The 12673-nt window shown below is 43.7% G+C and carries 9 protein-coding genes and 1 tRNA gene; 2 read left to right on the top strand and 8 right to left on the bottom strand.

The window, feature by feature from the left end; genetic code table 11:
- Positions 1–19 precede the first annotated feature (19 nt).
- The gene (locus AC07NA_RS06170; protein WP_494896572.1) at positions 20–2053 is read right to left on the bottom strand and encodes a beta-L-arabinofuranosidase domain-containing protein; all 2034 of its coding nucleotides are present in this window, start codon (positions 2051–2053) and stop codon (positions 20–22) included.
- Positions 2054–3435: 1382 nt separating this feature from the next.
- On the opposite strand from AC07NA_RS06170, the gene AC07NA_RS06165 reads away from it, so the two are divergent.
- On the top strand, positions 3436–4122 hold the full coding sequence (locus tag AC07NA_RS06165) for a hypothetical protein (RefSeq protein WP_494896571.1): 687 nt from the start codon (positions 3436–3438) through the stop codon (positions 4120–4122).
- A 197-nt stretch (positions 4123–4319) separates the two neighbouring features.
- Here the strand turns inward: AC07NA_RS06165 and AC07NA_RS06160 are convergent.
- A tRNA-Lys gene (locus AC07NA_RS06160) sits at positions 4320–4392 on the bottom strand.
- Positions 4393–4598: 206 nt separating this feature from the next.
- On the opposite strand from AC07NA_RS06160, the gene AC07NA_RS06155 reads away from it, so the two are divergent.
- Positions 4599–4955 (top strand): nuclear transport factor 2 family protein, encoded by a 357-nt coding sequence (locus AC07NA_RS06155; RefSeq protein WP_494896569.1) that lies wholly within the window; start codon positions 4599–4601, stop codon positions 4953–4955.
- A gap of 58 nt (positions 4956–5013) precedes the next feature.
- Here the strand turns inward: AC07NA_RS06155 and AC07NA_RS06150 are convergent, their stop codons facing one another.
- The 6 genes from AC07NA_RS06150 to AC07NA_RS06125 all read right to left on the bottom strand — a co-directional run bounded on the left by AC07NA_RS06150 (position 5014) and on the right by AC07NA_RS06125 (position 12647).
- Positions 5014–6117 (bottom strand): fatty acid desaturase, encoded by a 1104-nt coding sequence (locus tag AC07NA_RS06150; protein WP_345210134.1) that lies wholly within the window; start codon positions 6115–6117, stop codon positions 5014–5016.
- A 185-nt stretch (positions 6118–6302) separates the two neighbouring features.
- On the bottom strand, positions 6303–6953 hold the full coding sequence (locus AC07NA_RS06145; protein WP_494896567.1) for an HAD family hydrolase: 651 nt from the start codon (positions 6951–6953) through the stop codon (positions 6303–6305).
- Positions 6954–7034: 81 nt separating this feature from the next.
- Positions 7035–8045 (bottom strand): family 43 glycosylhydrolase, encoded by a 1011-nt coding sequence (locus AC07NA_RS06140; protein WP_494896565.1) that lies wholly within the window; start codon positions 8043–8045, stop codon positions 7035–7037.
- A 1-nt stretch (position 8046) separates the two neighbouring features.
- Positions 8047–9066: a glycoside hydrolase family 43 protein gene (locus AC07NA_RS06135; RefSeq protein WP_494896563.1), complete on the bottom strand. Its 1020-nt coding sequence runs from the start codon at positions 9064–9066 to the stop codon at positions 8047–8049.
- A gap of 2 nt (positions 9067–9068) precedes the next feature.
- A complete protein-coding gene (locus tag AC07NA_RS06130; RefSeq protein WP_494896561.1) occupies positions 9069–11045 on the bottom strand; it encodes an alpha-L-arabinofuranosidase family protein in 1977 nt (658 codons plus the stop codon).
- Between the two features lie 48 nt (positions 11046–11093).
- The gene (locus AC07NA_RS06125; RefSeq protein ID WP_345210139.1) at positions 11094–12647 is read right to left on the bottom strand and encodes an alpha-N-arabinofuranosidase; all 1554 of its coding nucleotides are present in this window, start codon (positions 12645–12647) and stop codon (positions 11094–11096) included.
- Positions 12648–12673: the final 26 nt, after the last annotated feature.

The following is a 12673-nucleotide window of genomic DNA, read 5'->3' as shown; positions in this document are numbered from 1 at the left end:
TATAATTTAACCCCGACCGTTACCTTACCACCGGGAACTGCGAAATACGCAATTGGGTGCAACCGTAAGGCACCAGTGTTACTTCTTCTTCCTTTTGGTTTTCCATACCCTCGTTGTAAATAATACTGTAAGGTACGGGTCCGGCCATTTCATTGTACAGTTGCCATTGCGGTATGCGTTTCGCCTTAGCCTTTATAGTTATCGGCGAATTAGCTAAAGTCCACGGGAAAAGGGCTACCGTAGCGGCCTTTTCAACCTTGTAGGTTTCGTTCAGCTTATTGTTGGGCACTTCAACCAAACCATAGTTCCACGGTGTTGTAGGGCGAACTTCGTAGTACGAGCTGCCGTAAGCAATTGGGTCTTTATCGTTGATCACCTTTTTTGTTTCTTCGCCCATTTTAAGCGCGTAAACTATCGGGCCACGTTCTACTGATGCCGAATTTTCGTACCAGGTATTTTTAAAGATGTGCATAGGCAAGGTCAGTTCAAGCACATCGCCGCTTTTCCATTCGCGGTTTATCTTTACAATTTGGTTACCTGTAGCTTGTTGCAATTCTTGTCCGTTCACCTTAATTACCGCGTTTTCACACCACGCCGGTATCCGCAGGTGAAAAGGGAACGTAACCGCTTTCGTTTTTTTACCGGTGCTTAGTGTAAACTTAATGGTTTCATCAAAAGGATAATTGGTTTCTTCTTTAAACGTTACCGGCACCCCATCAGCCACCGAAGCGCTTACCTCGCTTGGCGAATAAACCAGCGCGGCAACACCCTTATCGGCGGTAGCGTACCAAAGGTTTTGTACAAACTTAGGCCAGCCCTGGTGCATGTTTGATGTGCAGCAAGGGTAACCGGTAAGCAGGCCGTAGCATACATCGGTACCGGCATGGTTAACATCAAAATTATGCGGCTGCCGTGTAAGCATCACCTGGTTAGCCTGCTGAAAGTACTGGCGATTCATATAATCGGGCGTGGTTTGTGTTGGCAGGGCGTTGAAGGCTATCTTCTCTAATTGATCGGCATAATTCACATCACCGGTAATCTCCAGCGTGCTTTCCAGCGTAAACATCATCTCCACAGCACTACATAGCTCCGAACCCTGGGTTGGGTTATTACCGTGCAGCGCTTCATCGCCGCCATACAGGCCATGCGCCATACCGTTAAACTTGCGCAAATCGGCATAGCCTTTTTTAGTGGCATCTACATACTGCGCTTCGGGGTGTTGCTGGTAGTAAATGATAGGTTCTTTCATGCCCTGTGCCAAATTTACCCCATGGATACTGCCTGCACTGGCCAGCATATCGGTATTTAAAAAGGCATTGGTAAAATCGAAACCTTGCTTGTGCAGCAGATCGGCCAGATCAAGCAGGTATTTATCGCCCGTAATATTATACAACCAGTACACCACTTGCAGGTTATCGCCCTCGCGGTATTTGGCCCAAAACGACCAATGATCCAGCGGTTTCTGCGGTAATTCTTTCAGCTGGTATTTGAAATAATTAGTCATGAGGGTGATCACTCTTTTATCGCCCGTGGCCGAATAGTATTGCTTTAATATTTTTAGCATCACCATTTTTGGCCACCAGTCGCGGCTGTTATCGCGCTGCAAACCGGGTTCGCCGCTGTAATCTTTCGACGGACCGAAGTAGCCATCGGGCTGCTGGCTTTTTATCGACCACTCTACCCACGGTTTCACCTTCGCTATCAGCTCCTTATCGTTTAATATATAGGCCAAAGGCAACAACCCGTCAATCCAGTACGGACCGCGTTCCCATTGATCGCCGTCGCCGCCCAGCCAGCCATTGCGCTGGTTCATTACCAGCGGGTACAGCTTATCGAGGTTACCGGTAGCACCGTTCTTTTGCCTCACCAGCATTTCGCGCAGCCAGCCCTGCGGCCTGATGGCACCCAGCGGAAGTTCGACATAAGGGTTTTGGCGCAAAGGCGCACGACTCATGGTATAAGCCGCCGGTACAAGGTTACTTTTTGCCGACTGGGCCGCGCCGTTTAAAGCAGCCCCCATCAACACGATTTGCAGTAGATACTTGATTCTCATTTAAATTTTCAGTGGTTTATGATGTATTTCGAAGTATGGTTTATAAATCGCACTAAAAATAGCATTTTAAGTTACAAAAACGATTTATGTGGGGTGGGAATTTAGATTGGCGAGGACTTAATCTTAGGTCAAGTATCCACTCTTTAGTTGATTTAATATTTTGACTGTCTGTTATGTTACATTTTATTTAAACAAAAATCGATTCAAATTTGTATATTAAACCAAACTTAAAACTTATGGCAGCAGTATTAGTAATTTCAACAATAGCAGGAGTAGTTATCTATATCACTCGATTCAGAACTCAATAGACTCACTTCATAAACAAGTGTACCAGCACCACAAAAAGGTTCCAATAAAAAACCCCTCACTTTCGTGAAGGGCTCTCATTTCACCCTGTGGTCGGTGTTATCACCGCACCACCGCTTATGTTCCTTATCCACCTCTAAAAAAATGGTGCGGTGATAACACCGACCATAGCTGAATAGCATTTTATGTTACAAAAACGATTTATTTAAGGTGGGAATTTGGACTGGTGGATACAATTATAAACGAATAAAGTCAGTGATTGCCCGTCGCAGATTTAATATCGAAATAAAGTAAAAAGTGACGTAATATTCTATCACTTACTTAAATTTTGCATAGAAAAGTTATTAACAGAATAAATATTTATGTCATTATAATGTCAGCTAAGATGATTTGTGTGCAGAAAAAAGAATAATTAACCTTGCATGCACGAATTTAGTCTTATAGATTTGTTATAATGAAAAACCCCGAAGCGGGAACTTCTGGGCAGACGTGACTACAAAACTTGCCGGTCTTATATTTAAGTCCTACATCAACCAGTTTTGCGAAACTGATCTTAAGTTTAAATGAGAGGGACGAAATCCCTCTCATCTGGTAAACAAATTTAAGTTTTGATACCGGGGTTATGATATGATAGTTTTAAACAAAAAGACGAGTTATCAACAATCATAAAAAATGACCATTTTATGAAAAACTGCGCTTGCAAAAACAGATTAGCGTTTTAATATCAAATTATTTTCATATATTACATTTCGCTTTTATAACTGTCTTTAGGTTATTTATCACCTAATTCCAATATCACATTGTTAAAAGGTTTCTTACAAACAAGAACGTTTATAAATAATTTGTGATACTTATTTCATGTTATAATGTTTATTTTTTTTCACGCTATCCACATTTTTGCATTAACAAAAACTTTCCCAATGCTCTTCAGCCTGTGATCGGTATTATTACCGTACAATCATTTATGTTCCTTATCCACCTGTAAAAAGATGGTGCGGTGATAACACTGGACTATAAGCTAAAAAGGCCTTCACTGAAAGGCTTCTTTTTTATAACATTATTACATAGGATACCAAATGCAGCAATTCATAATGGATTTTGTATTTTTAAAAATGAGCGAAATTATAACTATCGAAACTACTTCTGCTGGATTAGCATTATATGAACAAACCGCTAAAAGTCTAATATTCCATGCTAAGCATTTGGAAGATATAAAGAACTTTAAAGAGCAATTATTAAAATTTAAATCTTCATTACCTCAAAATTCAGAGACCATTAATTATGAAGACCTTAATAAACTTTTAGAATATAACGCACTTCTCAACATAGCAACACTTGATTTGGCTGTTGTAGTTAGGAATTTATTCGTGACTGTCAGTGATTGGGAAAAACTGTTCTATGCTAAACATGCTTACACATTGATCTATGAAACGGTAGTGCGTTATAATAAGTACAATGAATGGTTTAAAAAAATGTTGAATAGTAAGGCAGTTACACTACTTCCTGAAATGCTTACCATATCAAATCAGCTAAAACAATTCAAGAAAGATTTTAAGTTTGATACAGCAATTGCAAACGTTAGACAAAAGGTAGGTGCACATATTGATAGCTTTGAAATATATTATAAAACCTTAAAATCTATTGATCCTCTAAATGCGCTCAACGCAGCTAAAGTCTTTTTGAATATCCTAAATGCTCTTCAAGACCTAACAACTAAAATTGTAGAAGTTTATAATAAAGAAAGCGAGAAGAAATTTACTTGAAAAGTAACGGGAAAATGGAATTATTGAACGCTACCAGATTTATAATTGATTTATAGGCTATTCTCGAATCCAACTTTTTTTTATAATTTTTATAAGGTAAGAAATCAACATAAATCATGGATTTATTTGTGCTATTACAAGAGCATTTTCGCTACATAAAAAAAGCCCCTAAAACTAAATTTAGAGGCTAATTAAAGTGACCCCGCTGAGGCTCGAACTCAGGACCCACAGATTAAGAGTCTGTTGCTCTACCAACTGAGCTACGGAGTCGGGTGCTTTATTTTTTGGTGCGACAAAGAAACAATTATTTCCGAATACTAACAAGTCATGTGTTTGTATAATTAACGTTGGGGTTATATAAAAGCAATAAATAACAACTAACCTTTACAGCTGGAAATTGTTAATTAAGTTGAAGTGTGCCAACTTTTGCGGGGTTTGAGTTCGAGCCTCAGCGGGGTCACAAAACTTTTTATCCTATGAACACCAACAAATCAATACTCGAAAAAGCTAATGCAGCCGTTACCCAAGGTGATAATGAGGGCTTCCTCACCTACTGTACCGACGATACGGAATGGACATTTGTGGGCGAGCAAACCCTGCGAGGCAAAGAAGCTGTTAGGCAATATATGGCCAAGGCTTATGTGGAGCCGCCAAAGTTTGAGGTAGAGTACTTAGTAGCCGAGGGCGACTTTGTTACGGCGATCGGTAAGATCAGCATGAAGAATGAAGACGGGAAACTAATCCACTACTCCTATTGCGATGTATGGCGATTTCGCGATGGTAAAATGGCCGAATTAAAGGCTTTCGTTATAGAAACTGAAGCGAAGTTATAAAATCAAGAAAGCCTTTCAGCAATAACTGAAAGGCTTTCTTATTGGAATATTTTACAGCTTACAAATCTGCCAGTACACCACTACGGCGTGCGTTAACAGGTGTGGCTACCACTACCGGCACAGGTACTATACCGTTCTTGCTTTCAAGGTATGGCAGGTAATATTTTTCGTAGAAGTTTTTCTTAGAGTCTTTATAAGAGCTTATGGCACCTAAGGTGTGCATAAACTTAATATAATACCAGGCCATATCAACCTGGTGCGGTTTAAAGCCGCTACGCGCGCTTTTAGGGTACAGGTGGTGGTTGTTGTGCCACTCGCCGGCTACTATGCCCGGCCAAAGCTGGTTAACCGATTTGTCGTTCACGTTATGGTCAACACCTTCGCGTTGTTTGTCTTCACCTTTGCCGTGGCCTTCATAGTTGAAGGTACGTACGCCTACAGCCCAAAATCCGGCAGCGCCAAATAAGCTGCATGCCAGCGCGTGACCGCCGATAAAGTAAAATGCCGCGTACCAAAAGCCCCAGTTAAGCACCCAGGCCAAAACGGCACGGGCCGGGTTTACATACGAACCCCATTTTTGGTATTGCTTATAATTATTTGCCTGCACACCGGTATGGCGCATCAGTTGTTTTACGCGGTTATAGTCTGACTCGTTAAGGTCTTTAGCGATAGATTGATGGTTAACATCGGCCAAAAAGCAATAAAAGAAACCCGCTTGTGCGTTGTAAGGATCGCCGGGCTGATCAGATTTCGCGTGGTGCACGTGGTGCGATATCACGTAGATCTCTTCCGGAATTACGCTGATGGTTAAGTTTTGGGTTACAAAACGCCAAAAATTATTGCGGAACTTATAAGCTCCATGTGTACAATAGCGGTGGTGCCAAATGGTACCATGCGTACCCATGATGATCATGCTGTACAGAAAAGCTGCACCCACGGTCCACACAGAAAGATAATTGAACAGGAATAAAAAGAAGAAAGGGATAAGGCACAATACCTTGAACCAGCTAAAGAAAGGCAGCCAGTTCTTGCGATCGGCAAATACATTGAGGCGCGAGAAAAACTCACCAAACAACTGCTTTACCGTGGGTTTAATCAAATTCCCCTGTTCGTCTTGCCAACCATAGGCAGGGCGTTGTAGTACATGGTCTAAAAATGCCATTAGTTTAAATTAAAATTTAAAGTGCTATTGAATAATGTGTGAGTGTAAAGGGGACTTTCTAAAGATAGTTTTTTAATATGAAGGTCATATTATTAAATGAGAATTATTTTAAACAAGATATTCAGAGTTAATAATACAGCCTTACGATTAATAAATTATCGTTATTGATTATATACGAGAAAAAGTTAGAATAAGTTTTCTATGTATTCGTCCCTAAAGTCGGCAGCGAAGCGCAAAATATTATGCTGACCGACAAATTCGGAGGGCTCATGAGTGGTAGTAAGGATGATGGCCTGCATGCCCGCGTTGGCCGCGGCTTCCGCGCCTTTTGGCACATCTTCAAAAACGAGGCAATCGGCAGGTTCAACATTAAGCAGTTGGGCCGCCTTTAAAAAGGTTTCGGGGTGGGGTTTGCTTATCGCCACGTCATCGGCGCTTACCACCACCTGTATATACTTGCGGATGTTCAGACCATCCAGCACAAAATCAATATTAAACGGAATAGCCGCCGAACCGATAGCCATCGGGATACCTTTTTGGTAGGCATTCTCTAAAAATTCGGGCAAGCCAGGCAGCAGGCTTAGTTCGGGTAAAAAGGCTTTTTGATACCGCTTTTCTTTTTCAAGCGATAGCCTGTCCATTTCTTCGAGGGTGAAGTGGCCTTCGCCAAACATGCGTACCAGCAGTTCGTGGTTTTTGCCGTACATGTTCTGCTTCACCTCTTCGCGGGTGAAGGAGCCGCCTAAATCTTCGTTTAGTATGCCTTCCCATGCCAGTGTATGATACCACATATCATTGATCATGGTGCCGTTTAAATCGAAAATTATAGCCTTCATTCGTAGCAATTCCTTTTTCACAAACATAACATAATCAATATGCTTTAAATGTTAAATATTGTTATTTAAAGCATACAGGCACTATTTTGTTACAACAGGCCAGCCATCTGCCCAATTTAATTTTTCCATACGCAGTTTCGGTATGCCCCTGTCGGCTGCATCATAAGCGTGAAATATCAGGTAATCAGCTCCTTCAAAATTAGCTACCGCGTTGTGCCCCACGCCATACCAATCTTTATCGCCCTCTAAAACCAAAGTACCGCCGCCGCTTTGCATAGGCGTACCGGTTTTGTCAAGGTATAGCCCCTGTAATTTTTTAGCACGGCCCACTATCATTTTGTATGTACTCTTCGGCCCCTTGCAGCAATAATCAATAGAAGCGAACAGGTAATAGTATTTATCTTTTTTGTAGATGAACGGCGCTTCAATAGCGTTGCCGCCCGCGTCGGCCGGGTTGCCATCCACCGCGGGTGGATTGGCAGCATTCGCATTCTTCTTGCGCGACGCGATGGTAGGTATCTTAGCCGGATCTTCGGCCAAGCTCAACCTGTCTTTCTTTAGCTTCACCAGTTTTATACCATCCCAAAACGAACCGAATACCATGTATGGCGTTCCGCTTTTATCGGTGGCAATGTTTGGGTCGATGGCGTTCCAGTTGGTTTTACCGGGATAGGATTGAATTACCCTGCCATGATCAACCCATTTATAAGCCACATCATTAGTATGCAGCGTAGTATTAGTGGCTACGCCGATGGCGGATGTATTTTTCCCGAAGGCAGATACCGAATAGAACAGGTAATATGAGCCTTTATAATAGGATATATCGGGCGCCCATATATGGCCTTTAAAGCCGGGGATGGTATCAACAGCCCACTTTGGCGGGGTATCAAACACGGGCTTTTCCTGTTTCCAGTGTACCCTATCGGCAGATGACCACATAGCGATGCCATTGCCCGTACAAAAGATGTAGTACAGGCTATCCTGCTTGATCATCACCGGATCATGTACCGATATATTGGTTTTAAGATCCTGTGCGCTGCACCAGCTGTGCAGCGCGAGGATCATCACCCACGAGAAAAAAAGCTTTTTCATATTATTTTACCGGCTGTACGCCTTCGGTGGTCATTACTACCTTTTTAATAGAACCATCTTTATTATAGTACAAATAATCAATACAAACCGACCGCCTGAAACTGCCGCCATTGGTTTGCATAGCACCGTTATGATAAACGATGTATGATTTTCCTTTAAAATCAATAATAGCCTGGTGGTTGGTATTGGAGTTACCGGCCACTTCGTTAAGCAAACCTTTAAAATCCCACGGCCCGTTTATACTCTTGCTCATGGCATAGGCCAGTTTCTCGGGGAATTGGTAAGCGTACGAGAGGTAGTACCAGTCGCCATGCTTATGGATCCACGGAGCTTCGGTATAATGCGGCAGGCCGTTTATTTTAGTGATAGGGCCGTCAAGCTCTGTCATATTAGCTTTTAGCTTGGCATAGTAACAAACGGTATTTCCCCAAAACAGGTAAGCCTGCCCGTCATCATCAATAATTACCGATGGATCGATATCGTCCCAGCTGATCTTGGTATCGGTGGTCATATCGTTAGTGATAATAGCCGAACCACGGGCATCCTTAAACGGCCCTGTCGGACTATCAGATACCGCCACCCCAATGGCCTTGCCATGTATGGTAGCGTGCTCAACCGCTACATACCAGTAAAATTTACCATTACGCTCTATCACCTGCGAAGCCCAGGCATCATCACGCGCCCATTTAAATTCTTTTACATTGAGGGGCGATGGATGCTCCGTCCAGTTCACCATATCCGATGATGAAAAGCATAGCCACTCGTGCATTTCGTAAAAGTTCTTTTCGGGCGGTGCTACATCATGGCCGGTATACAGGTACACTTTATCCTTGTAAACCATAGCGGCCGGGTCGGCAGTGTATTTGTTTTTGATAACCGGGTTACGCTGCAAGGTATCGTGCACACCGGCTACACTTTGCGTAGCTTTTACCGATGAACAGGCATTGAATGCCAGCGATGCCAAAGCTAAACCGGCAATAGCCACAGCGGTTACAGAATATGATCTTTTAGTAAACAACATACTTATTTAGCTTTTAATTTGATCACTGTAAATGAATACGGCTCAACGCTTACACTTAAGTTTTTACCCGCTATTTTCAGCTGACTAACCACAGGCGCTATCACCACCGGATTGGTCAGTGAATTTTCGGCATCAAGCTTGTTGCTTTGCAGGGTTGTTATGGTAGCCGTTGGCTGATATTTAGCAAGTCCTTTAATATCAAATGCGGCAGTTTGCTTAGCATCAGTTGTATTTACAAATTTAATAAGCAGTTCGTTGGTCTTTTTATCGATACTGGCGGTAGCAAAAATGCCGTTCTGCCCGGTTACGGCTTCGTCATTCAATAGCAGCGGTACCACATCTGTACCTTTATTAAGCGAGTAAAGCTTTTGTACATAATAGTTAGGTGTGCCGTAGCTATGCTCGTTGTCAAACCAAATTAGGTCGGGTGTCCACTGCCAGGCATCCACATGCGCAAACAGTGGCGCGTACGACGCCATGGCCACTACATCGGCATTACGCTCAAGACCAGTCATGAAAGCGGCTTCAGATAACGCGCACTCCCAGTTGTTCTTATTCTGCGGACTCGCGATAGCCACACTCTGCGCGGCGTATTCACCAGCGAATATCTTCGGACCGTTACGATCATATTTGTCATACCGCTTGGCATTGTCCCTGAACCATTTTGGCGCGCGGTAATAATGCTCATCCAAAATATCGGCACCCAATGCACGGAAAGCGGTATTCAGCGTATCAAACCTTGCACCATCCGGATCGGTACCGGTACTGGTTACTATTTTAACGTCAGGGTATTTCGCCTTGATAGCTTTGTGGAAGATCTTCCAGCGGTCAATATAGTTTGGCCCCCAGTTTTCGTTACCCACACCCAGCATTTTCAGGTTAAACTTAGCCGGATGGCCTAATTGCGCGCGCAACTTTCCCCATTCTGTTTCAGGGCCACCGTTAGCAAACTCAATCAGGTCTAAGGCATCCTGCACGTAAGGGTCAAGCTGACCCAGTTCGGTAAGCTCGCCGCTGTTGAACTGGCAGGCCATACCGCAATTTAAAATTGGCAGCGGTTCGGCACCTATATCTTCGCTCAACATAAAGTACTCCATAAAACCGAGGCCGAAGCTCTGGTAATAATCGGGCGTTAAGCGGTGCTTGAACTCGGTGTTCCAGCGGTTAATTACATTCTCGCGGGTGTCGATATCGCCAATGGTTTTTTTCCATTGATAACGGGTTTTCAACTCGCGGCCCTCTACAATACAGCCTCCCGGAAAACGCAGGAAACCCGGTTTCATATCGGCCAGCTTTTGTACCAGGTCGGCACGCAGGCCATTGGCACGGTTCTTCCAGGTATGCTGTGGAAACAGTGATATCATATCTATATCAACCGAACCTTTACCCTTAAAGCTGATGTACAATTTAGCCTTATTGGCCGATGCCGTTGCCACCAGTTTAGCGCTGTGCTTAGCCCATGTGGCACCGTTAGGTAGTAGATAAGTTGTAGCTATCACCTTGCCTGCCTCGTCGCGAAGTTCAATGGTAAGTTTCACCTTACTATCCGCTGCTTGTTTGCTCAAAACCGAAAAATTATACCCCTCCCCTTTTTTGATTCCCATACCACGGAAACCTTCATTAATTAACGAAAAAGCACCGCTATTTGAAGCGATATCTACATTGATCACATGAGGGTTATCGGCACGTTCGCTGCTGCGGTCAACCACTTTTACTATACCATTGCCGCCTTCGGTTTTCCAGCCCTGCAAGGCATCGCCAAACTCAAACGAGCGGTTCTTTACCAATTCGGCATACAGGCCGCCATCGGCACCCATATTAATATCTTCAAAAAATATACCGTACATGGTAGGCTGTATATGCGCCGTTACCTTCGCCGGATCAATGGTGTACACCTTACCCGTTTGGCAAAACGCCGTTACCGACAGCCCTAACGCGCTTATCAGCAAGCCTATTTTTTTTGTTCCTTTAAAAATCATATTCAAATGCTACTATATGTAATAGTTGTTTATTTTTTTGCCGTTCAATTATTTCAACTCCAGTACCACTACCGATATTGGCGATAGCTTCACCTGTAATTTGCCGCCTTTTAATGACGCGCCTTTAAAAGCAACCGGTTGTATCGCATTCGGCTGATCGAAGGTGTTGCGGTCTTGCAGGTTTTTTGAGGTAAGTGCCCTGCCTGTTACGGTTTTGTAAGCGCCGCCGTCAAGCGTCAGCTCAATATCCTGCGCGTTCTTTGGGTCGATGTTAGCGAGGGTGATATGTGTTACCCCGCTCTTATCAACCGATGCCGAAGCAGATACGGCAGGCAGTTTATCGGTACCGAAAGTATAATCGTTACTGGTAACTTTTATAGGCAGCAAGGTAGCATCCTGGTGTACGCTATACATTTCCATAACGTGGTATGTAGGCGTAAGTATCATCTTCTCTTTATCGGTAAGTATAACTGCCTGCAATACGTTTACTGTTTGGGCCAGGTTGGCCATGCGCACCCTTTCGGCATGGTTATTAAATATGTTAAGGGTAACACCGGCAATCAGCGCGTCGCGGATGGTGTTTTGCTGATACAGGAAACCAGGGTTCGTGCCATCTTCCACCTCGTACCAGCCGCCCCATTCATCAACCACTAAAGCTACCTTCTTTTCCGGATCGTACTTATCCATAATGGCCGAATGCTTCGTTACCAGTTCTTCCATGCGCAAGGCCGATTTGATGGTTTTGAAGTAAGTATCCTCGTTGAATTTAGTTGCCGATCCTTTTTTGTTCCACTCCACAATTGAGTAATGGTGCAGGGCCACGCCTTCTACCATTTGTTTCGGGATGCCTTTCATCAGGGTTTCCGTCCAGTTGTAATCATCAACATTAGCACCAGATGCTACACGGAAGATATGACCGGTATTTGTCCAGTCGGACATGAACGTAGCATATTTTCTGAACTCGTTGGCATAATAATCCGGTGTCATGTTACCGCCGCAGCCCCAGGCCTCGTTACCCACACCCCAAAAGCGTACGCTCCATGGTTTCTCACGTCCGTTCTTTTTCCGCAGGTCCGACATCGGGTTCTTGGTATCTGAATTTACATACTGTACCCAATCGGCCAGTTCCTGCACTGTGCCGCTGCCAATATTACCGGCCAGGTATGGCTCGGTACCTAAAGCTTCGCACATGTTTAAAAAGTCGTGCGTACCAAAGCTGTTATCTTCGGTAACGCCACCCCACCAGCGGTTTACTATCGATGGGCGTTCGGCTTTAGGGCCTACGCCGTCGCGCCAGTGGTAGGTATCGGCAAAACAACCGCCCGGCCAGCGCAGGGCAGGAATCTTCATTTTTTTTAACGCCGCCACAATATCATTACGCACCCCATTGGTATTCGGAATTTTTGAGGTATCGCCTACATAAAAGCCACCGTATATACATCTGCCCAAATGCTCGGCAAAATGGCTATATATGTATTTACTAATTTGCGTTTTACCCTGCTTGGTTTCAACAACAATGGTATTTTTTTGTTGCGCGAAAGCGTAGTTTGTAACAAGCAATCCCGTTAGCGCGATCTTTGATAACAGTGAAGAAATTCTCATGGTTTACAGTATGGTTTGTAATATCA

Source organism: Mucilaginibacter sp. GW821-FHT07G05, assembly GCF_059418565.1.
Note: the sequence above shows the minus strand (reverse complement) of the source record. Positions and strands in the feature narration are given on the sequence as shown.